This window comes from Polaribacter filamentus, from assembly GCF_002943715.1.
Lineage (GTDB): Bacteria > Bacteroidota > Bacteroidia > Flavobacteriales > Flavobacteriaceae > Polaribacter > Polaribacter filamentus.
In genome coordinates, this window is sequence record NZ_MQUA01000013.1 from 1381630 (window position 1) to 1404603 (window position 22974).

The following is a 22974-nucleotide window of genomic DNA, read 5'->3' on the forward strand; positions in this document are numbered from 1 at the left end:
GTTCTCAACACAATTTTTTAACGGTTCAAAAATTACTCAAACTGATAAAAAAATTAACGTTATTGCTTTGAACTTTTGGATATTTAACCTAAAGGATATCTAGACTTCCTTTTCCTTCTCTAATTACAACTGGATAACCATCTGTTAAATCGATAATTGTTGAGGCATAATTATCCCCATAACCACCATCAATAACAACATCAACTAAATGGTTCCATTTTTCAAAAATCAATTCTGGGTCTGTTGTGTATTCTAAAACATCATCATCATCTCTTATAGAGGTAGACACAATGGGATTTCCTAAACTTATCACTAAAGCTCTCGCTATATTATTATCAGGAATACGAATACCTACTGTTTTTTTGTTTTTAAAGGCTTTTGGAAGGTTGTTACTTCCTGGTAAAATAAAAGTATAAGGTCCAGGTAAGGCACGTTTTAAAAGCTTAAAAGTTGGTGAATCTAATTGCTTTACATAATCTGACAAATGGCTTAAATCATTACAAACAAAAGAGAAATTGGCTTTGTCTAATTTGATACCTTTTATCTTTGCTATCTTTTCTAGGGCTTTTGTGTTTGTAATATCGCACCCTAAACCATAAACAGTGTCTGTAGGATAAATAATTAATCCTCCATTTTTTAAAATTTTAACAACCTGATCTATTTGTTTTTGATTTGGGTTGTCGTTATATAATTTAATAAATTCTGCCATAGTATAAAAATACAAAAAAACTCAACCTGAAAGACACAAGTTGAGTTATATTTTGGGAAATTACTAATTTTTAAGTCTTGTCTACCAGCCTAAACCCTTCACCATGAATGTTTAAAATTTCAACATTCTCATCAATTTTTATGTACTTTCTAAGTTTTGCAATGTAAACATCCATACTTCTAGAAGTAAAGTAGTTATCATCTCTCCAAATTTTAGTAAGTGCAAGCTCTCTTGGCATCAAATCATTTTTATGAATTGCCAACATCCGTAATAATTTACTTTCTTTAGGCGATAACTTTACTGGTTCACCTTCTTTCCCTGCAGATAAATGACGCAATTTAGAGTTAAAGAAAAGAGAACCAATATTAAATTCAAATTCTTCTGACTCTTTAGATTGATCACTTTCTTTTCTCAGTAAAATTGCTTTAATTTTATGCAATAATACTTCAGAATCAAACGGTTTATTTAAATAATCATCCGCGCCAACAGAATACCCTTTTAAAACATCTTCTTTTAATGTTTTTGCAGTTAAAAAAATAATTGGTACTTCTTTATTAGTTCCCCTAATATCTTGTGCTAAAGAAAAACCATCTTTTCTTGGCATCATTACGTCTAAAATACATAGGTCATAATCGCTATTTTTAAACATAATTAAACCCTCTATACCGTCCTTTGCGTGTGTAACATTATAATCATTTAATGCTAAATAATCTTTTAAAACGGTTCCGAAATTCGGATCGTCTTCTACTAATAGAATCTTTTTACTTCCCATTTTATATACTTTTAAATTAAAGGTAATTTTACTGTAAATATACTTCCTGCTCCTTTTTCACTTTCAACAAAAACTGTTCCGTGATGTCTTTCCACAATTTCTTTTACATATGCTAAACCTAAACCATGGCCTTTTACATCATGTATATTTCCTTTTTGTTCTCTATAAAACTTATCAAAAACGAGTTTCTGAACACTTTTTGTCATTCCAATTCCGTTGTCTTTTATCTTAAAGATAAAAAACTTATTTGTACTTTCTGTGTACACATCAATTTTAGGGCTTTTTTCTGAAGAATATTTAATCGCATTCTCCAACATATTAACGATAACATTTGTTAAATGAAATTCATTTCCAGAAATTTCTGCAGTAATGGCCTCAAAATATGTTTCTACAACTCCATTTTTATCGTTAATTAATAAACTAACATGACTAATAGCATCTTCTATTATGTCGTGAATATCAACTATTTCTTTACTAATATCTAATTGATTTTTTCTAACCCAGAAATACGCAACACATTTTCTACTTGTGTATGCATTCTTTTATTTTCATCACGAATCATTTGTACATATCTCAAAACCTTTTCATTATCATTTATAATCTTAGGATTCTTAATAGAATCTAACGCTAAATTGATGGTAGCGATGGGTGTTTTAAACTCATGCGTCATATTATTAATAAAATCTGTTTTAATTTCTGATATTTTTTTCTGTTGAATTAATTGATATAATGAGCTTGAAAAAGCAACAATAATTATAAAAATAAAAAATATAGAAAGCAATAATATATTTGAAATACCAGATAAGATATGATCGTTTTTCTCTGGAAACGTTACAAACAGTAAATATTCAGGATCATCTTGTGCGTCAAAAAATAAAGGAAACGCATAACTATCGTTTTTATTAATCGTGTAATAACCCGATTTTAATTTTGTGGCTAAACCGTCTTTACTGTAAACGCCATATTTAAAATCTAAACTAATATTTCTTTTCTTTAACTCGTCTCTTATCGTTTCATTTAGCTCTCTGTTGCTAACTCTTTGATGTATCGGTTTTATAACATTGTAGTCTTTAAAATATTCCGCAAACTGACTATTTTCTATATTTGTTAGTCTTTTTATATTTGAATATCTTTTTTCATCCACTGCCGAAAATAAATTATCTGGACCTTTAATTAATCTTGATTGAAAAAAATCTTTTTTCCCGGTAACCCTTTTAAATATAATAGAATCACTACCTAAAAATTCTGCAGGAATTTCAATATTTTCTTCTAATATTGTAGATCCAAAAGATATTTTTTGATGATTGGTTGTATCTATTTCTTGAAAAAAAAGACTTTTAATTTGAGCCTTATTTGCTAAAACAGCACTTTCTAGAATACCTTCAAACTTTTTATCGAAAAGACTTCTTTCTTTTTCATTAATCCTTTCGGCAACGCTACCTAAAGATTTTTGAACGTCATTTTTAAATTGTTCTTTCCTACTTTCTACAGCATTATTAATCCAATAAAGCTGCACAGAAATAATCCCTATTAGGGAAACACTCATTAAAAATACGATAAGAACAAACATTTTTTTGCCCATTATTCAAAATTAAGCTATTCTAAAATTGAAATTCAATTTTTTAATAAATTTAACCAATTTACTGCAATTTTAAGAATTTTTTAACAAGTTCACTAAAAATATTTAAACGTATTTAAACTTTTCTGTTAAAATATTATGAATAGTATGTACTTGCTTTTTAGTTTCGTCAAGATCTTCATTACTGATGATGTAGTTAGATTGTAACAACTTTTTATCATCATTCCATTGATTTTGGATTCTATTAAATACGTCCTCTTTTGTTGATGTATCTCTTGCTGTTACTCGTTTAATCCTTGTATTTATATCAGCATATACACTAATGATAAAATCGCAAACTAAGTTGCTTTTACTTTCAAAAAGAATAGCATTTTCATAGACAATATAAGCTTTATCTAAATTGTTTTCAACAAAAATTTTAAAATGATTTTTCACTTCCGGATGTACAATTGCATTTAGAGATGCTAATTTTTCAGCATCTTTAAATACAATTTCAGAAATATATTTTTTATTCAATTTTTGATCAATAAAAACGCTCTCTCCAAATTCAATTATCAGCTTTTCTTTAATAGTTTCTGACGAATTCATCAAATTTTTGGCTTCAGCATCTGCAATATAAAACGCAACACCTTCAAACTCCGAAAAGAATTTAGTAACTGTGGTTTTACCACTTCCAATACCGCCTGTTAAACCAATGATCATAAGTTATTTTTGAATTAAGAAATCTATTTTTAAGGGAACAATTTTAACGCTTTTTATAAAATCTGGTTGTGTAATTACTTTAGGTATTAAATAAGAAAGATTATTTTTTTCTGATATTTTAAAATCACATTCCACCGTAAAAGATGTTTTAGAAACTTTTGCGAAATTAGATAAAGCAACAACAAAAACGACTTCCACTTTTTTAGAAAGTGTTGTTAAATTAACACCTTCAGGAAGATTATTTATTTTAAAAGGAATGGTTAAATTACCTTCTGTAAATCTTTCTACCTTTCCAGAAACGATTGCTTTTAAAGTAGTAAACTTAAGGTTTTTATATTTTGATGGCTGAATAATATTTGTATTTTGAGAAAAATTTTCTTTTAAATTATTTAATTTAATTCTTTGTAAATTAAGATGTACTAATTTTTTTATTTGGTCTTCTGGACCAGAAATAACGATGGAATCTGGAACCACTTTTATATCGCCCAAAAGATCATAACCAATTTGATATTTAATATCTAAATTTGGTTTTAAAGCCACTTTTTTTGAGGTTAATAATCCTAAATTTAAGTAAATAGTATCTTGAAGAATTTCTTGTAATTCAATTCCCGAATGCAATTGTTTTTGAATTTTTGTAAATTGATTTTTAACTAATAAATAAAACTTCGAATTACTTTTTCGTTGTAAAATGGACGATTCCAAATAGATTGTTTTATTCGTAAACTTAGAACCTAGAAGTTTAAATCCTGATGCCTTTATGGCAATATCAATTTGTTTAATTGGTGCTTCTTGCAGCAACTTATCTTGTTGAATATTTTTATAAGCTACAGGATATGAAATAACAGCAGAATACTCTTTAGAAAAGGTTATTAACAACCAAATAATAAAAGAAGCTATTAAAAACCTATAAATGTTTTTGGTATTTTTCTGGAAGTTTTCACCTTAAATCTTGTTTTTAGTGCAATCTAGTAAAAAGATATAAAACAAAAAAGTGAGCTTTCACTAAAAAGAAAAAGCTCACTTTAATTACCTTAATAAAGTAGTATTATTTAACAGCTGGTGTTAGGTATTTTTTACTTAACTCCATAGAAATTGCAGAACGTTCAAACATAATTTTTCCTGCTCCAGTTTCTATAGTTACAGTGTTTTCTGTAGAATTTATTTCTACTATTTTACCATGTATACCGCTAGAGGTAACGATTTTTGACCCTTTTTTAATCTCTGCCTGAAAAGATTTTTCTTTCTTTTGACGATTCATTTGTGGTCTTATCATAAAAAAATATAAAACCCCAATCATTGCGACAAAAGGTAACATTGATGCTAAATTTTCCATACCTATTTGTAATCCTATAGTTAAAAACATATTATTGATTTGCTTTTGGTGTAACCATTCCTTTAATCGTTAAAATCTCTCTTCCAGATTCTGTATTAGTCGTTAAAGTAACAGATTTTTGCTGTCTGTTTGGCTTACCGTTTGTATTAAATTTCACTTCTATATCGCCTGTTTCTCCCGGTTTAATTGGTGCTTTTGGCCAAACAGGAATTGTACAACCACAAGTTGCTTGTGCATTTGTAATTACTAAATCTGTTTTACCAGTGTTTGTAACTTTAAAAACAGTTTCTACAATATCCCCTTCATTAACAGTACCAAAATCATATTCTGATTTATCAAAAGAAATAGATGCTGTTCCTTTTTCAATTTCTAAATCTCTAGATTTTGCGTTATCAATATTTTCTTGGTTTATTTTTTTAGCAGCATCACCTCCATTTTTACAAGAAGTAAAAAAACTTGTTGACAAAATAAAAGCAAATAAAATTGTTATTTTTCTCATGATATTTAAAATTTTTGTAAAAATACTAAATTAATTTTCTAAAACAATAATTTATAGCAAGCCTCTTCCTATTTTAACTATTCTTTTATTATTTATAAATTCCTTTGAAATTTTATCTAAAACTCCGTTTATAAAATAACTACTTTTTTCGGTAGAATAATCTTTAGAAATTTCTATGTACTCATTAATAGTAACTCTTGTTGGTATTGATGGAAAATTAATAAACTCAGTAATGGCCATTTTTATCAAAATCATGTCTACATCTGCAATTCTATCCGTTTCCCAGTTTGGAGTTTTCTCTGCAATATCCTCTTCGTAGGTTTTTTGCTTTAAGACTGTTTTCTTGAATAATGCGGATACAAAGTCTTCATCATCTTTGTCTTTATACAAACTACCAACTACAAAAATTCCAACTTCTTTAAACTTGCTCAAAGATTTTACAACCCATGTATTTACAAAAGGAATATCATCTACCCAAGAAATCATTTTGTCTTCATAATACTCTGCTAACTTTTCATTAGGGGCAATAATCTCTTTGAAGAAATCAACTACAAAAGCCTTATCAATTTTAAAAGAGCTTTCTTCTGTAGCTATGTATATTTGATATACATCACTTTTAAGTAATTCATCTAAAATAATTTTCACATACTCCGTATCTAAATCCCAGTTTCTAAGATTATTCATCTCAATATAACTCTCAACACTAATGCTCTCTGCAATTGTGTTGATTACTTTATTGTCTAAAAATTTAGTATTAGGATTTAATTCTTCTTTTGTAACAAGAATTTTCTTTTTGGAAAGCGCAATTCTTTTTGCCGCTAATTTTTGAACTTCAACTAAAAGCTGAATGTTTAAAATGTACAAATCGAACATTTTTAAAATACTATGTTTTAAAAATTTATCTTCTCTAATAATGTCGTCATTACTAGATTGCTGCATTGCGTATACAGATTGCATTACTTTAACTCGAATATGTCTTCTGTTAATCATTGTAAAGAACTTAAATAAATTGCGTTTTTATTTCGGGGCAAAAGTAGTACTATTTAAGTTTTATAAGCCCTCTTTTTAATACTTTTTTAAGAAAAAGATTCGCTTTGAATCACGTATATTCGTAGATTATTTTTTAATCCAATTTTCTTTGAAAGCATTACAATATTTAAATAAATATTTTTATAAATACAAATGGCGATTTTTAATAGGAATCTTAATCACAGTTATTTCTAAAATAATCGCTTTAAAAGTTCCTAAACTTGTTGGTGATTCTTTAAATATTGTAGAAGATTATTTAAACGGAATTACGACAAATATCGAAGATGTAAAACATGAGCTTTTCATAAATATACTCCTCATTATGGGTGTTGCGCTTTTTAGTGGTTTTTTAACTTTTTTAATGAGACAAACCATTATTGTAACTTCTCGTTTAATCGAGTTCGATTTAAAGAACGAAATCTATCAGCAATATCAAAAATTATCGCTTAATTTTTATAAAAAGAATAGAACTGGCGATTTAATGAATAGAATTAGTGAAGACGTTACAAAAGTTAGAATGTATGTTGGCCCTACTGTAATGTATACTACCAATATGGTTGTGCTTTTTGTTGTCTGTTTTGCAGAAATGATTAAAATAGATTTAAAACTAACTTTATATACATTATTACCTTTTCCTTTACTTTCTCTTTCTGTATTTTTTCTTAGTAAAATTATACATAAAAGAAGTACGGTTGTGCAACAAAACTTATCCAAATTAACCACATTTACACAAGAACTTTTTTCAGGAATTGATGTTGTAAAATCTTACGGAATAGAAAAATCTATGACCATGGATTTTGATGAAATTTCTGATGATAACAAAGATAAAAACATCCATTTAGAAAAGGTAAATGCACTGTTTTATCCCTCTATAATTTTATTAATCGGAATTAGTAATATCATCGTTATTTATGTTGGTGGATTGCAATATATAAATGGTGAGATTCAGGCCGGAACCATTCTTCAATTTTTATTATATGTAAATTATCTTACTTGGCCAGTGGCAATCGTGGGTTGGGTAACTTCTATGATTCAGCAAGCTGATGCATCACAAGCAAGAATAAATGAGTTTTTAAATCAGGCTCCAGAAATTACAAACGAAAATGAATTATCTACAGAAATTTTTGGTAAAGTAACTTTTAAGGACGTTACTTTTACCTATGACGACACAAATATTACGGCATTAAAAAACATTAATTTTACTGTAAATTCTGGAGAGACAATAGCTATTTTAGGTAAAACGGGCTCCGGTAAATCTACCATTATTGAATTACTATCAAGGCTATATGACACTAAAAATGGTGTTATTTTATTGGATGATAAACCAATTAAGGAAGCCAATTTATATGATGTTAGAAGTCAAATTGGCTTTGTACCTCAAGATCCTTTTTTATTTTCTGATACAATTGAAAATAATATCAAATTCGGAAAAGAAGATGCAACGGAACAAGAAATTATAAAAGCGGCTAAAAATGCCGTTGTGCATGATAATATTATGGACTTTACAAGCGGATATAAAACCATTCTTGGTGAGCGTGGCGTAACTTTATCTGGCGGACAAAAACAGCGTGTTTCTATTGCCAGAGCGATTATTAAAAATCCTAAAATTTTAATTTTTGATGACTGTTTATCAGCCGTTGACACAGAAACTGAAGAAAAAATACTATCAAATTTAGAAAAAGTTTCGAAAAATAAAACAACCTTTATTATTAGTCACAGAATTTCGTCCGCAAAAAATGCGGATAAAATTATTGTCCTAGATGCTGGCGAAATTATACAACAAGGAACTCACAATCAATTAATAACAGCAGGCGGATACTATAAAGATTTATACGAACAGCAACTTTTAGAAAAAGAAAATTAATCTTTAACATTGCTGCGTAAAATATTTTATTAGATTTGTAAGCATAACAAACAATTTATAACAACTATTTAAAAGAATATATGGCAGAGAGAGTTGAACAGGAAGAAATTTTTTCACAGGTATTAAGAGCAGGAAGAAGAACCTATTTTTTTGACGTTAGAGCAACAAAAGCAGATGACTATTATTTAACGGTTACAGAAAGTAAAAAATTCACGCATGACGATGGTACTTTCCATTATCAGAAACACAAAATTTACCTGTATAAAGAAGATTTTACAGATTTTCATGAAATGCTAGGTAAAGCTACAGACTACATTCTTAACGAAAAAGGGAATGAAGTAATTAGCGAACGTCATCAAAAAGATTTTAAGAAAGAAGAAACTGAAACGGAAGAAACTACCTCTACAGATAGTTTTACAGACATTTCTTTTGATGATATTTAGGGGCTAAAACCTTTTCTATTTGATTTAGTTTGATAAAAAACAAAGCTAAATAAACAATTTTTAATTCTAGTTTATTTTATATTTAAGAAATCGCAACCTTAATTGTTTGCGATTTTTTTTATAAAACACGTTTCATAACGTTGCTTTTTGAAACGGTTTCCTCCCACTCTTTTGCAGCATTACTGTCTTTTGTAATTCCGCCACCAATAAATATAGATGCGTTGTTTTTGTTGATGCTCATACATCTTAAATTCACAAACAAAGAGGAACTTGGGGTTTTAAACGTTGAACTTTGAAGGTTTAGTTCTCCTAAAAAACCTGTATAAAAACTTCTTTTATAATTTTCGTTTTCTAAAATAAACTTTTTTGACTTTTCTCTTGGCATACCACAAACTGCCGGAGTTGGATGCAATGCGCTAACCAACGTTTTTAAGCTTGATTTTTCGTTTAAAACACCCGTAACTTTCGTTTTTAAATGCAACAAACTACCTGCTTTTACAGTTTCTGTTTTATCAATTTTTAAATTTGATGAAATGCCTGATAATTGACTTTCTATAAAGTCGGTAACTAGTTGTTGTTCATTTAATTCTTTACTTTTCCAAACAATATTTTCGGTATCTTTATACAATTGAGTTCCTGCTAAAGACATCGTTGTAAAAACTGAATCCTTAATTTCCAAAAGCGTTTCCGGAGTTGCCCCAAGCCACAAACCAATTTTTGGATGAAACCAAACATACACAAAAGCATTTTTATAATTCTGCAATAATTTCTGATAAATCACTACTAAATTAAAATCATCAATTTTAACTTGTTCAGTTCTTGAAACAACCACTTTCTTTAAATCATTTTTTTTGATTTCTTCAATTGTTTTTTCAACCAGTTTAATATGAGTTTCTTTGGCAGCTTCATCCGCAAAAAAAGTTTTTTCTTCGTCAATAAAAGCATCCAAAGAAATATTTTCTGTAATAAAGTCCGATGTTTCTAAAGGAAATAAAATTGATTTTTGCTGATTATCAAAAGGTGCAAACACAAAACCAGATTCAGAAAAATCATCGGTATAAAACAGCCTTTCCACATTCATAAAGAAACCAGAAACATACTCTGAATTTGGTTTTCTATAAACTACAAAAGGTCTATTTTCTTGTAGAAAAGTAGTAATTTTTTAAAAATTTCCAAACTATTTTTTGTCTAAAATAATATTGGTAAGTTTACAAATAGAAATTAAATTATCTTCTTCATCTACGATTTTAATTTCCCATAGATGCGTTGTTTTTCCTTGATGAATTGGTTTTGCAATACCATAAACAACACCTTCCTTTTTACTTTTTACATGGTTAATACTTAACTCAATTCCTTTTACAATCTTTGTTTTTACATCCACAAAAAGTGCAGATGCACAACTACCAACGGTTTCTGCTAAAGCAGCAGTTGCGCCACCATGTAAAATTCCATACGGTTGATGTACCTTAGAATTTACAGGCATTTTTGCTGTAACATAATCAATACCAACATCTACAAACTCAATTTGTAGCGTTTCCATTAAGGTGTTTTTATTAAGATTGTTTAAAATTTCTAAGGTTTTTATTTTATCCATTAACAACAAATTTAAAGGGTTAAAAATACGCATTATTTTTTTTGTATTTTTGTATTAATATTTTGATTAAATTTTATGTATAAAATACGAATTATTTTAGATACCAAAGAAGATGTTATTAGAACTATTTTGGTTGATGAGAGTGTTAGTTTAGAAAGTTTACACGCAACAATTATCGCATCTTTTGGTTTTGAAGGGCAACAAATGGCCTCTTTTTACAGAACGGATGACGAATGGAATCAAGGTGAAGAAATTCCATTATTTAACATGGCAGAGGCTGGTGAAGAAATTTCTATGCAAACTTGTTTCGTGAAAGAAATTTTACCAGAAGAAAACAGTAAACTTATTTATGTTTACGATTTCTTAAAAATGTGGACATTTTATGTGGATGTAGTAGAAATTTCATCAGAAATAAAAGAAAATCTACCAGAAACAATTTTATCTTTTGGAGAAATTCCAGAAAAAGAACCTAAAAAAGAATTTATTTCCGAAAACTTAAATGATGAGTTTGATGAGGAAGATATTGATGATTTAGATGAAAATTATGGGCATTTTGATGATTACGATTTTAATGAATATTAACAAAAAAGAGTAAATGAAAAACGTGTAATCTGTTAATTGTGCATATACTTGTATAAACGTTTATTTTTATTTCACGATTAAACCATTACACTTTTAAACAAATAAACGCTTTTTACAAAAAAATAATTAAACATTTTTTAAGTAACAAAATTGTAAATTAGTCGTCTAAATGCTATAACCGACTAAAACAATTTTTTTGGAAACAATCTTATCTCTCAAAAACCTCGATAAAAAATACGGAGCCGTTCACGCTGTAAACAACCTTTCTTTTGATATTCAAAAAGGAAATGTATATGGTATTTTAGGTCCAAACGGAAGCGGAAAATCTACCACTTTAGGTATTATTTTAAATGTTGTAAACAGAACTTCTGGCGAGTTTTCTTGGTTTAATGGGAAATTAACAACTCACGAAGCCTTAAAAAAAGTTGGTGCAATTATAGAGCGACCAAATTTTTATCCTTATATGACTGCAACTCAGAATCTAGCGCTGATTTGTAAAATAAAAGGAATATCCACAGAAAAAATCGACGAAAAATTAACCACTGTAAATCTTTTTGAAAGAAGACACAGCAAATTTAGCACGTTTTCTTTAGGAATGAAACAACGTTTAGCAATTGCTTCTGCGTTGTTAAATGATCCTGAAATTTTAATTTTAGACGAACCTACAAACGGTTTAGATCCCCAAGGAATTCATGAAATTAGACAAATTATAAAAACCATTGCGGCAAACGGTACTACCATTTTATTAGCGTCACATCTGTTAGATGAAGTTGAAAAAGTATGTTCTCATGTGGTGGTTATTAGAAAGGGTATAAAATTATATAGTGGTCGCGTTGATCAAATGACTGCGTCTAACGGTTTGTTAGAACTTAAAGTTGATGAAAAAGAAGATGAATTAATTAAATTATTAGAAAACCATGAAGCAATTGGTAAAATTACCAAAGATCATGAAACACTCATTGCTACTTTAAATTGCTCTATCTCATCCGCAGAAATAAATACTTATTTGTTTAAAAACGGAATTGTTTTATCACATTTGGTAAAGCGTAAACCAAGTTTAGAGCAACAATTTTTAGATTTAACCAACAACAATTAATCAACTAAAAATATTAAGTCATGTTAAGACTACTAACTATAGAATTTCATAAATTAAAATACAATAAAGCTAGTAAAATATTGTCAATCATTTACTTTGGTTTACTAACTTCAATTGCATTAATCGCTGCCATAAAGTTTCAATTCGGTAATTTTAAATTGCATTTAGCAGATGCCGGAATTTTCAATTTCCCATATATATGGCACTTTAACACTTACGTTGCAGCCATTTTAAAATTCTTTTTATTGTTGGTAATTGTCTCAATGATGTCCAACGAATACAGCTATAAAACCTTAAAACAAAACTTAATTGATGGGTTGAGCAAAAAGGAATTTATCTTGTCAAAATTCTATACTGTCATTGCTTTTGCATTGGTTTCTACGCTTTTCGTTTTTGTTGTTTCTTTAGTTTTAGGATTGGTGTATTCTGATTATAATGAGGTCGCAATTATTTTTTCTGATTTAGATTATTTATTCGCATTTTTTATAAAATTAGTTGGCTTTTTCTCTTTTGGATTGTTTTTAGGAATTCTTGTAAAACGCTCTGCATTTGCAGTTGGTGCTATGTTTGTATGGTTGATTATAGAAAATATGTTCAAGGGTTATTTATATTGGTATTTTAATAGTGCTGAAAATACAGGAGACAAAGTAGACTCAGTAATGCAATTTCTACCGCTAGAATCTATGACAAATTTAATAAAAGAACCTTTTTCTAGATTAGGCGCTGTAAGATCTGCTGCCAATACAATGGGGGAAACTTTCACAAAAAGCTATGCTGTTGAATTCACAACTATTTTAATTGTTTCTTTCTGGACTTTTGCCTTTATTTACATGGCTTATGCACTGTTAAAAAGGAGAGATTTGTAATACTTTTTACTACTAATATTTACATTAACTGTACTTTCTCAAAAAAAAGCTAACTTTTGGTGTTTTGGACGAAATACAGCATTAGATTTCAATACAGAGAAACCAATCTCTGCATTTGGAAGTAAATTAAACACTTTAGAAGGATGTTCTTCTTTTTTGGAAAATATTAAGCGTAGATAATAGTTTTTACAAAGAAGTTAGGCTTCAAATTTTTGATAAATATGGTAAAATCCTTAAAAACATTGATCAAAAAATAAATAATGGATGGGATGGTAATTTTAATGGAAAAAGACTTCCTTCAAACGATTATTGGTATAATGCAATTCTAATTGATGTTAATGGCAATATCTTAAAGAAAAATGGACATTTTTCTTTAGTTAGGTAATAATAAATCTTTGATAAAAAATTAAAAATCTTTTAGTATCCGTATTTTTGCAAAATGGAATTTAAGTTAGTATCAGATTTCTCTCCAACAGGAGATCAGCCAGAGGCAATAAGACAACTTACAGAAGGGATTTTATCGGGCGAAAAGTTTCAAACACTATTAGGTGTAACAGGCTCTGGAAAAACATTTACGGTTGCGAATGTTGTAAAGGAAGTTCAAAAACCCACCTTAGTTTTAGCTCATAATAAAACGTTAGCGGCACAATTATACTCAGAATTTAAGCAATTTTTTCCTCAAAATGCCGTAGAATATTTTGTTTCATATTACGATTATTATCAACCAGAAGCCTACATTCCGGTTACAGGAACCTATATAGAAAAGGATTTATCCATCAATGATGATATTGAACGCTTGCGAATTAGAGCAACTTCTTCCCTACTTTCTGGAAGACGCGATGTTTTAATTGTAGCTTCTGTTTCTTGTTTATATGGAATTGGAAACCCCGTAGAATTCAAGAAAAACATAATTCCTATCCAGGTAAATCAACAAATTTCCAGAACAAAATTTTTACATCAATTGGTTCAAAGTTTGTACTCTAGAACCGAAGTTGAAATTAAAAGCGGAACCTTTAAAGTAAAAGGTGATGTGGTAACTATTTATCCCAGTTATGGTGATCATGGATATCGCGTTCACTTTTTTGGTGATGAAATTGAAGAGATAGAATCGTTCGATTTAGAAAATAACACCGTTATAGAAAGCTTTCAAGACCTCACTATTTATCCTGCAAATTTGTTTGTTACTTCGCCAGATGTATTACAAAATGCTATTCATCAAATTCAAGAAGATATGATGAAACAGGTCGATTATTTTAAAGAAATTGGCAAACATTTAGAAGCAAAACGTTTAAAAGAAAGAACTGAATTCGATTTAGAAATGATTCGAGAATTAGGTTATTGCTCCGGAATTGAAAACTATTCTAGGTATTTAGACGGCCGTGAACCTGGCACAAGACCTTTCTGTCTGTTAGATTATTTTCCTGATGATTATTTAACGATTATTGACGAAAGCCACGTAACCGTTCCGCAAACCCATGCCATGTATGGTGGTGATAGAAGCCGAAAAGAAAACTTGGTAGAATATGGTTTTCGTTTGCCCGCCGCCATGGACAATCGGCCTTTAAAGTTTGAAGAGTTTGAAGCAATTCAGAATCAAACTATTTTTGTTTCTGCAACTCCGGCAGATTATGAATTGCAAAAAACAGAAGGCGTTTTTGTAGAGCAAGTAATTAGACCCACAGGATTATTAGATCCAATTATAGAAATTAGACCAAGTTTAAATCAGATTGATGATTTAATTGAAGAGATTCAGATTCGCGTTGAAAAAAACGAACGTACTTTAGTCACTACACTTACGAAGAGAATGGCAGAAGAACTTACAAAATATCTAACCCGTGTTGATATTCGCTGTCGATACATTCATTCTGATGTAGATACTTTAGAGCGCGTAGAAATTATGCAAGATTTGCGTAAAGGTTTATTTGATGTTTTAATAGGAGTGAATCTTTTAAGAGAAGGTTTAGATTTACCTGAAGTTTCTTTAGTGGCAATTTTAGATGCTGATAAAGAAGGTTTTTTAAGAAGTCATCGGTCCATCACCCAAACAATTGGTAGAGCGGCAAGAAACGTAAATGGTTTGGCAATTTTATATGCTGATAAAATGACCAATAGCATGCAAAAAACCATTGATGAAACAGATCGAAGACGCGAAAAACAGATTGCATATAATACGGAACACAACATCACTCCTACTCAAATCAATAAAAAAATTGATGATACCTTATCTAGAAGCGCTGTTTCTAGTTACCATTATGACAATGCGAAACAAGTTGCTGCAGAGCAAGATTTACAGTATTTACCAAAAGAAGAAATCGAAAAACGCATCCGTGAAAAACGCAAACACATGGAAGCTGCTGCCAAAGGTTTAGATTTTATTATGGCTGCAAAACTACGTGATGAAATTGCGGTATTGAGAGAGCGTTTATAAATTAGTTTTAGTTGTTTATAAACTTTGAAAAATAACATCGCAAATGCTGGATTTAATCGAATACCTCAAATTTTTGAAGTTTTTCACCCTCAATCGTTAATAAAGAGCGTCAACGACTTAAAAAAAGGTATTCAATTTTGTAATCTACACTAATTATAGCCTAAAATTATCAGTGCCCTAAAAAAACACGCTACTCTCTAGTATTATGATAATAATAAATGATAACAGCTCTATAACTTGCCATTGGCTAACGATTTTCGTACATTTGCAGTATGAAAGTAAGCATACATAAACTGCGTAACTTTAGAATATTCAACTTTAATTTTTTAGTTTTTAGAATTCAATCTAAAAAATTCATACCTCCTCACCCACTACTTTAATTACTTACTAAAGGTATTAACTCTTTTTTTGACTGAATAATTTATCTTTTATCCAAAGATATTTTAAGCTGTTGGGCTATTCATTTTATCAAATTCAGATAAATAAAATTAATAAAAATAATGATTATTAAAACTTTCGATGCCTTTACAAGAATGTCATTTTTAAACATTAATAGAATTACAAAATTTCTACATCAACATTTAGAAGATTCCGATGACTCTGCAAGTGCGGTTCGAAAATCGCTGTTATATGCAGCTAAAGAAATTCCAAGTTTAGGCGATTATGTTTTTATTATGGAAGAAAAGCATATCATTATTGGTGCTATAGTAATCAATAAAACGGGAATGAGCGGCTATCAATCAGAAAATCTCCTAGCCTATTTAGCAGTGCATAAAGAGCATAGAAACAAAGGAGTAGCAACACAACTAATTGATAAGGCAATTCCATATTGCAATGGCAATATCACACTAAATACTAATAAAGAAAACAATGCAATTAACTTATTTGAAAAAAAAGGATTTACATCCAACAAAATTCAAATGACTTTACATAAAATTAAATAAGTACATTAATAATAATTAATAAAAATAGAATGAAAATTTTAGTAATTGGCGCAGGAAACATGGGGCTAACGTATGCTCAAGGAATGTCTAAATCAAAATTGTTAAAGAAAAGAAACATCATGGTTTTAGACAAATCAGCCGAAAAATTAGAAGAACTCAATGAAATGTCTCATTTTGATGCTTTTGAAGAATTAGAAGACTGTGTACCAAAAGCAGACATCATATTTATTGCCGTAAAACCATACCACGCAGAAAATTTATTTAAAGCATTAAAACCCTTTACAAAACCGGGTCAGGTAATTGTATCTATTATGGCTGGTGTAAATATTGATACCATCAAAAAATACTCTGGTTTATCAAAAATTGTAAGAGCAATGCCTAATCTACCAGCTAAAATTGGTAAAGGTTTAACCTCTTATGTTACATCCGAAGAAGTGTCTAGAATAGAAAAACTAACCGTTGAAAGCTTGTTAGATACTACAGGTAAATCGATGGAAGTTAGCACAGAAAAATTGATTGATGCTTCAACAGGTATTTCTGGAAGCGGACCCGCGTATGTATTCTACTTTATGCAAAGTATGATGGAAGCTGCATTAAAAATGGGCTTTTCAAAAAATGACTCTACGGTTTTAGTAAGTCAGACTTTTATAGGGGCTGTAGAGCTCTTTAATCAATCGAACTTATCACCAACTTCTTGGATGGAAAAGGTGGCATCTAAAGGAGGTACAACCCGCGCAGCACTAGATTCTATGAAAGAAAATAATGTAAACGAATTAATTAAAGACGCTGCTTTTGCTGCTTTTAATAGAGCGGTAGAATTAGGTAAAGAACATTAAAATGTATAAAGAAAGAATAGTAATTAAAGTAGGTACAAATGTAATGACAAACAGAGATAACAGAATTGTTAGACCTGTTTTAAGACGTTTAGTGCAACAAGTTGCAGAACTTTATGAACGAGGTATTATTTGTATTTTAGTTTCCTCTGGATCTGTAATTGCTGGTAAAGAAGTTTTAGGCGAGTCAAATATTCAAAATGAAACGCAAAGAAGACAGGTATACTCCGCTATTGGGCAACCAAGAATGATGCGTCATTATTACAATATTTTTAATGATTTTGGAATGAAATGTGCCCAGGTGTTGCCTACAAAAAGAGATTTTAGTCCCGGTATTCACAGACAGAACATGATTAATTGTTGTGAAGGTTTATTGGCAGAAGGCGTTATTCCTATTGCAAACGAAGATGATGCCGTTTCAGTAACCATGTCTATGTTTTCAGATAATGATGAGTTGGCGAGTTTAATTGCTCAATTAATGAATGCTGATAAACTAATCATTTTAACAGATATCGACGGGTTGTATTCAGGACATCCAGAAGCCGAAAATAGCGCTTTAATAACGAACGTGAATCCTACCGAAGATTTAGATCGTTATATTAAAGACAGTAATAAAAAACCTGGCGAAGGTCGTGGCGGAATGGGGTCTAAATTAGAATACGCGCAAGAAGCTGCTGCAAATAACATTCCTACCTATATTGCAAACGGTAAAAGAGACAACACCATTATTGATATTATCGACGGAAAGTCCGTTGGCACAAAAGTGGCACTTTAAAATTTACACCATGAAATTATTAGAAACAAACATAAAAAATAACGTTCTAGAAAGTATGACTAAAATTCTTGATGAAAATCGAGAGCTCATATTAACCGCAAACAAAAAAGATTTAGACGCTTTTCATAAAGAAGATCAAGCGATGTTTGATCGTTTAATTTTAACAGATAAAAAAATTGATGGAATGATAAAAGCCATCAACGAAGTAAAAGCGCAAGAAGATCCCGTAAACCAAATTATTAGTGATAAAAATTTAGAAAACGGATTACAAGTAACCAATAAAACAGCGCCATTTGGTACCATCATGATTATTTATGAATCAAGACCAGATGTAACCATTGAAGCAGCTGTTTTAGCCTTTAAGGCCAATAATAGAATTTTGCTAAAAGGAGGTAAAGAGGCCATCTTTAGTAATAAAGTTTTGGTTGATCTGTGGCACAAAGCATTAACCGAAAATAACCTAAGTACAGATTATATCAAACTAATGCAAATGAACAGAGATGAAACGCAAGCATTCTTAAAAAACCCAACCGAGCAATTAGATTTAATTGTACCAAGAGGTGGCGAACGTTTAATCAACTTTGTAAAAGAGCATGCAAAATGTGCGGTTTTAATAAGCGGAAGAGGAAATAACTTCTTATATATTGATGATAGCGCAGATTGGAACAAAACTTTGTCTGTAATTATAAATGGTAAAACGGACAAGATTTCTGCGTGTAATGCACTGGATAAAATTTTGATCAGTAAAAACATTGCTAATTATGACACCAAATTGGTACAGCTACAAACGGTTCTAAAAGAACGAAACGTAACTATTTTGGTGGATGAGGATGTGAAAAAAATATTAACAGACGAAGCATTAATTCCGGAAGCTAATGTTTGGAAAGAGGAATTTTTAGCTTTAAAATGTTGTATTGGTGCTGTAAATAATCTAAACGAAGTAATCGAAATAATTAATGAACACTCTGGCGGGCACTCCGCAGTGATTATGACAAAAAACGATGACAATGCCAACAACTTTATGCAACAAGTAGATTGTGCGGCGGTTTATAAAAACGCATCCACAAGGTTTACAGATGGCGGTCAACTGGGCGTTGGCGCTGAATTGGCAATTAGTACAGACAAATTGCACCATAGAGGTCCTTTAGGATTAAAAAAATTGGTTACCAATAAATATTATATTTATGGTGATGGCACAGTGCGTGCTTAATTCTTAAAAACAAATAGAAACCACCGTAAAAAGGTCGGTTTTATTGGCACCAAAATACTAGGTGATGCCTATTTTCTTAAAAAAAAGGATATATGCATCACCTAATTTGGTTTTTCTACAAATTTATTTTCTACGAAATGAATTACTTTGATTGCAAAAAATTAAAACGCAACCGATCTAATTTCTTAGAGATACTGTGAAAAAACGGGCTACATAAGTAGTATAATCATAATTTTAAATCGTAAAACATCAATCTGAATGCAATGAAAGTGAAAATTAGAAAAGTAGAAATCACCGAAATTCAAGAAATCTTTGAAATAGATAAAAAAGAATTCGAACCAATGAATTATCCACTGTTTGTGCTGAAACAATATTATGATTTATTTTCTGATTTATTTCTTATCGCTGAAAATGAAACCAAGGATATTTTAGGCTACATAATTGGAGGTATCAACACAGATAATAACGAAGGCTGGGTTCTTTCGGTGGCTACAAAAATAGCCTATCGAGGACACGGTATAGGTACACAGTTATGCGAAGCGTTACTAAATAAATTCCGTGTAGATTGTGTTCTTTTAACGGTTCATCCAGATAATTTTGGAGCAATTCATATCTATAAAAAGTTAGGTTTTAATATATCAGCAAAAAAGGAAAATTATTATGGTGATAATTCTCCAAGAAATATCATGAAACTAAACAAAGTTACTGATATCAAAGTTTAAAGATAGCTAACAGTAGGACGTTAGCCATTAGTAAAGACTAATTACACCATCGAGCTACTTTAATATTAAAAAAAATAGCAACCAATAAGTAGAATAGTTATTGCAATGGTTTTGTGTGAACCTAATTTTTAAAAACAAATAGAAACCCCTGTAAAAGGGTTGGTTTTTAAGCACCAAAGTAGTAGGGGATGTTTATTTTCTTCAAAAGAACGTAGACATCATCTATTTTAGTTTAGACGGAAATTTGTCTATACCTAATTAAAATAACTTCGGATGTGATACTAACGATACAATCAAATTAGTTTGTGAATAACATCCAAACAACAACCTTTCTGTGGATGAAAATCATCTATTAAACACTATAGAACCGCCAACATAGAAGTAAGGTGATCAAAAATTACAAGTAATATCCCTTTGGATATACTAAAGGATATAGAAAAACTCATTCTAGAAAACATCAAAAAATAAATTGCAATAATAAGGTCGTCATTTTCATAAAAAAAAGGAATCCATAACTAAAACTAGCAGTATTGCATGCTATCCAAACACTTCTTTATCATTAGTAACCAAAATCTAAACGTCAGCAGAACCTGCTATTTAGAAAGAAAAAGTACATGTATTTTATTTTTGTCCAGCACTAATAAAAAATAGTTTAGTAAACCATTTTTATAATATCTTTATATAAGATTTAAAACAAAATATAGAAATGTACATATTAATTGCGCTTACGTTCGTTGTTGGCTATCTTTTTATAGCATTAGAGCATACTATAAAAATAGATAAAGCCGCAACAGCCATTCTAACAGGTGTAATCTGTTGGGTTTTAGTCATATTTGGTAAAGATGTTCTTTTCCCTGCCGATGTAGATATGAATTCAATTAATACAGAAATTCTACATCACATTGGCGAAATTGCTGAGATTCTATTCTTCCTTTTAGGAGCCATGACAATCGTCGAGCTCATTGATGCACACAATGGTTTTGATATTATAACTTCTAAGATAAAAACGATAAACCGGGTTAAACTCTTATGGATCATCTGTATCACCACGTTCTTTTTTTCATCTGTATTAGACAATTTAACTACTGCGATCGTAATGGCTACTTTGCTAAGAAAAATAATTAGTGACAAAGAAGATTTATGGTTTTTTGCGGGGATGGTCGTTATTGCAGCCAATGCTGGTGGTGCTTGGTCTCCAATAGGCGATGTTACCACAATAATGTTGTGGATTGGTGGTCAAATAACCGCTGTTAATATTATATCTAAAGTTTTCTTACCAAGTTTAGTCTGTCTTTTAGTTCCGCTAGTCATCGCTTCTTTTATGGGTAAAAAGAGTATAAACAGACCAGCAATCATTGAAAGTGCTACGGATGATTCTCATACAATTTCGTCAAAAGAAAGTAATTTAGTTTTAGCTGCTGGTGTATTAGGCTTATTATTTGTTCCTGTTTTTAAAAGCATTACGCACTTACCTCCTTTTATGGGAATGCTATTTAGTTTGGGTGTTCTTTGGGTACTTACAGAAATTTTACACAGAAAAAAATCGGAAGTACACAAAAACAAACTTTCCGTTTCTACCATTATACGCAAAGTAGATACACCCAGTGTATTATTCTTTCTAGGGATATTATTGGCTGTGGCAAGTCTGCAAACGGCAGGTCATTTAGAGCAATTAGCGGTTACTTTAAATGAAACTTTTCAAAATATCTACATGACAAATATTTTCATAGGCCTCTTGTCCTCAATAGTAGACAATGTTCCTTTAGTAGCGGGCGCTATGGGTATGTATTCGTTGGATATATACCCCCCAGATTATGTTTTCTGGGAAATGCTTGCCTATTGTGCAGGTACAGGAGGAAGTGCCTTAATTATTGGCTCGGCTGCCGGTGTTGCTATTATGGGGATTCTAAAGATTAATTTTGTTTGGTATTTAAAAAGGATTTCCTGGTTGGCGATCGTAGGATATTTAGCAGGCTTTGCAGTGTACTACTTTTTAAATCATTAAAACGAAAATTTACACGCATAAATAATGACAATTATATAATATTGAGTGTATTAAAAAGTAGTTACTTTTAATCCCAAAAATTATTCGATTACCCGTATGGAAGTATTAATAATGTATGTTGGATTTTTATTCGCAGTCTACTCTGTTATCGGGAATGATGTGATTCAAACGATCGGAACATTCCTAACCTCAAATAAAAAAACACATTGGGCTATTTTATGGACATTTGGGTCTGTTATATTATCGGCTACGCTAATTTATGGATGGTATTTTCACAATGGTGATGTTTCTTACCAAAGATTATGAAACATTCCTTTGCCTGAAAAAATAATGTGGTGGCATTTAATTGCGCCGCTTAATTTGCTGATAATAACGCATTTCGGAATACCTGTAAGTACTACTTTCATGATCCTTAGCATTTTTTCTAGCCAACAGATCATTGAAAAGATGATTATCAAGTCTGTTTATGGCTAAGGAATCGCTGTTATTTGTGCATTTCTTATAAACTTAATCATCGCAAAGAGTTTTAAATCTAAAAAATCGATAGCCAATCTAGAGGCAGGTAAAAACATAAAGTTTTGGGTTGTTGCGCAATGGGTTTATACTGCTTTCTTACGGTCTCAATGGCTAATTCAATATTTTGCAAATATCTTTGTGTTCTTACCAAGAAAATTATCTCTAACTGAGTTGTTATTGGCGCTTGCTTTAATCCTGTCTATGATGGCATATATATTCAAAAGCAAAGGTGGTAAAATTCAGGAAATTGTAAACAAAAAGGTGAATGCTGGTAACATCCGTTCGGCAACTTTAATTGATTTGTGTTACGGTATTATTCTTTTCATTTAAGGGAATTACAACTCGATACCAATGAGCACAACTTGGACGTTTATTGGCGTTTTAGCAGGTCGCGAAATGGCAATCAACGATCTTCTGAATAAGAAAAATGTTAAAAACTCTTCCAAACTAATTTTTAAAGACTTGAGTAAAGT

General features: G+C 30.4%; 25 protein-coding genes. 14 read left to right on the forward strand and 11 right to left on the reverse strand.

Annotated features, from left to right (window positions below; all coding sequences use genetic code 11):
• Window positions 1-88: 88 nt before the first annotated feature.
• The 9 genes from BST83_RS08485 to nusB form a co-directional block, all read right to left on the reverse strand.
• On the reverse strand, window positions 89-709 hold the full coding sequence (locus tag BST83_RS08485) for an L-threonylcarbamoyladenylate synthase (protein ID WP_104809414.1): 621 nt from the start codon (window positions 707-709) through the stop codon (window positions 89-91).
• A gap of 70 nt (window positions 710-779) precedes the next feature.
• Window positions 780-1481 carry a response regulator transcription factor gene (locus tag BST83_RS08490; protein ID WP_104809415.1) on the reverse strand — a complete coding sequence of 234 codons (702 nt, stop codon included), beginning with the start codon at window positions 1479-1481 and terminating at the stop codon, window positions 780-782.
• A gap of 11 nt (window positions 1482-1492) precedes the next feature.
• The gene (locus tag BST83_RS21450) at window positions 1493-1798 is read right to left on the reverse strand and encodes a sensor histidine kinase (RefSeq protein WP_367889154.1); all 306 of its coding nucleotides are present in this window, start codon (window positions 1796-1798) and stop codon (window positions 1493-1495) included.
• A 164-nt stretch (window positions 1799-1962) separates the two neighbouring features.
• On the reverse strand, window positions 1963-3051 hold the full coding sequence (locus tag BST83_RS08495; RefSeq protein WP_367889155.1) for a sensor histidine kinase: 1089 nt from the start codon (window positions 3049-3051) through the stop codon (window positions 1963-1965).
• 114 nt (window positions 3052-3165) lie between these two features.
• The gene (gene coaE / locus BST83_RS08500; RefSeq protein WP_104809416.1) at window positions 3166-3762 is read right to left on the reverse strand and encodes a dephospho-CoA kinase; all 597 of its coding nucleotides are present in this window, start codon (window positions 3760-3762) and stop codon (window positions 3166-3168) included.
• 3 nt (window positions 3763-3765) lie between these two features.
• A complete protein-coding gene (locus BST83_RS08505; RefSeq protein ID WP_240614708.1) occupies window positions 3766-4638 on the reverse strand; it encodes a CdaR family protein in 873 nt (290 codons plus the stop codon).
• A 169-nt stretch (window positions 4639-4807) separates the two neighbouring features.
• Entirely contained in the window at window positions 4808-5125 is a 318-nt protein-coding gene (yajC, locus tag BST83_RS08510; RefSeq protein ID WP_104809417.1) for a preprotein translocase subunit YajC, read from the reverse strand.
• A 1-nt stretch (window position 5126) separates the two neighbouring features.
• Window positions 5127-5594, reverse strand: a complete 468-nt coding sequence (locus BST83_RS08515) for a DUF1573 domain-containing protein (RefSeq protein ID WP_104809418.1) — start codon at window positions 5592-5594, stop codon at window positions 5127-5129.
• Window positions 5595-5645: 51 nt separating this feature from the next.
• A complete protein-coding gene (gene nusB / locus BST83_RS08520) occupies window positions 5646-6584 on the reverse strand; it encodes a transcription antitermination factor NusB (RefSeq protein ID WP_104809419.1) in 939 nt (312 codons plus the stop codon).
• 148 nt (window positions 6585-6732) lie between these two features.
• Here nusB and BST83_RS08525 point away from each other — a divergent pair, with 148 nt between their 5' ends.
• Together BST83_RS08525 and BST83_RS08530 are read left to right on the forward strand one after the other, a co-directional pair.
• Window positions 6733-8487: an ABC transporter ATP-binding protein gene (locus tag BST83_RS08525; RefSeq protein ID WP_104809420.1), complete on the forward strand. Its 1755-nt coding sequence runs from the start codon at window positions 6733-6735 to the stop codon at window positions 8485-8487.
• 80 nt (window positions 8488-8567) lie between these two features.
• Entirely contained in the window at window positions 8568-8930 is a 363-nt protein-coding gene (locus BST83_RS08530; protein WP_104809421.1) for a PUR family DNA/RNA-binding protein, read from the forward strand.
• Between the two features lie 118 nt (window positions 8931-9048).
• Here BST83_RS08530 and BST83_RS08535 read toward each other — a convergent pair whose 3' ends face one another.
• Entirely contained in the window at window positions 9049-10011 is a 963-nt protein-coding gene (locus BST83_RS08535; RefSeq protein ID WP_104809422.1) for a chorismate-binding protein, read from the reverse strand.
• 96 nt (window positions 10012-10107) lie between these two features.
• Complete coding sequence (locus BST83_RS08540) at window positions 10108-10524, reverse strand: PaaI family thioesterase (protein WP_104809423.1); 417 nt, start codon at window positions 10522-10524, stop codon at window positions 10108-10110.
• 75 nt (window positions 10525-10599) lie between these two features.
• Here BST83_RS08540 and BST83_RS08545 point away from each other — a divergent pair, with 75 nt between their 5' ends.
• From BST83_RS08545 to BST83_RS19610, 12 genes are all read left to right on the forward strand, one after another.
• Entirely contained in the window at window positions 10600-11106 is a 507-nt protein-coding gene (locus tag BST83_RS08545; protein ID WP_104809424.1) for an IS1096 element passenger TnpR family protein, read from the forward strand.
• Between the two features lie 196 nt (window positions 11107-11302).
• Window positions 11303-12202, forward strand: coding sequence for an ABC transporter ATP-binding protein (locus BST83_RS08550; protein WP_104809425.1), 900 nt, complete (start codon window positions 11303-11305; stop codon window positions 12200-12202).
• A 20-nt stretch (window positions 12203-12222) separates the two neighbouring features.
• The gene (locus BST83_RS08555) at window positions 12223-13068 is read left to right on the forward strand and encodes an ABC transporter permease (RefSeq protein ID WP_104809426.1); all 846 of its coding nucleotides are present in this window, start codon (window positions 12223-12225) and stop codon (window positions 13066-13068) included.
• A 163-nt stretch (window positions 13069-13231) separates the two neighbouring features.
• A complete protein-coding gene (locus BST83_RS21455; protein WP_104810828.1) occupies window positions 13232-13453 on the forward strand; it encodes a T9SS type B sorting domain-containing protein in 222 nt (73 codons plus the stop codon).
• Window positions 13454-13507: 54 nt separating this feature from the next.
• Window positions 13508-15496 (forward strand): excinuclease ABC subunit UvrB, encoded by a 1989-nt coding sequence (gene uvrB, locus BST83_RS08565; protein WP_104809427.1) that lies wholly within the window; start codon window positions 13508-13510, stop codon window positions 15494-15496.
• A gap of 500 nt (window positions 15497-15996) precedes the next feature.
• Window positions 15997-16440, forward strand: coding sequence for a GNAT family N-acetyltransferase (locus BST83_RS08570; protein WP_104809428.1), 444 nt, complete (start codon window positions 15997-15999; stop codon window positions 16438-16440).
• A 29-nt stretch (window positions 16441-16469) separates the two neighbouring features.
• Complete coding sequence (gene proC, locus BST83_RS08575; protein ID WP_104809429.1) at window positions 16470-17276, forward strand: pyrroline-5-carboxylate reductase; 807 nt, start codon at window positions 16470-16472, stop codon at window positions 17274-17276.
• A gap of 1 nt (window position 17277) precedes the next feature.
• A complete protein-coding gene (gene proB / locus BST83_RS08580; protein WP_104809430.1) occupies window positions 17278-18048 on the forward strand; it encodes a glutamate 5-kinase in 771 nt (256 codons plus the stop codon).
• Window positions 18049-18058: 10 nt separating this feature from the next.
• Window positions 18059-19258 (forward strand): glutamate-5-semialdehyde dehydrogenase, encoded by a 1200-nt coding sequence (locus BST83_RS08585; RefSeq protein WP_104809431.1) that lies wholly within the window; start codon window positions 18059-18061, stop codon window positions 19256-19258.
• A gap of 263 nt (window positions 19259-19521) precedes the next feature.
• The gene (locus BST83_RS08590) at window positions 19522-19980 is read left to right on the forward strand and encodes a GNAT family N-acetyltransferase (RefSeq protein WP_104809432.1); all 459 of its coding nucleotides are present in this window, start codon (window positions 19522-19524) and stop codon (window positions 19978-19980) included.
• Window positions 19981-20686: 706 nt separating this feature from the next.
• Entirely contained in the window at window positions 20687-21985 is a 1299-nt protein-coding gene (gene nhaD / locus BST83_RS08595; protein ID WP_104809433.1) for a sodium:proton antiporter NhaD, read from the forward strand.
• Window positions 21986-22639: 654 nt separating this feature from the next.
• Entirely contained in the window at window positions 22640-22831 is a 192-nt protein-coding gene (locus BST83_RS19610; protein WP_146092135.1) for a hypothetical protein, read from the forward strand.
• Window positions 22832-22974 lie beyond the last annotated feature (143 nt).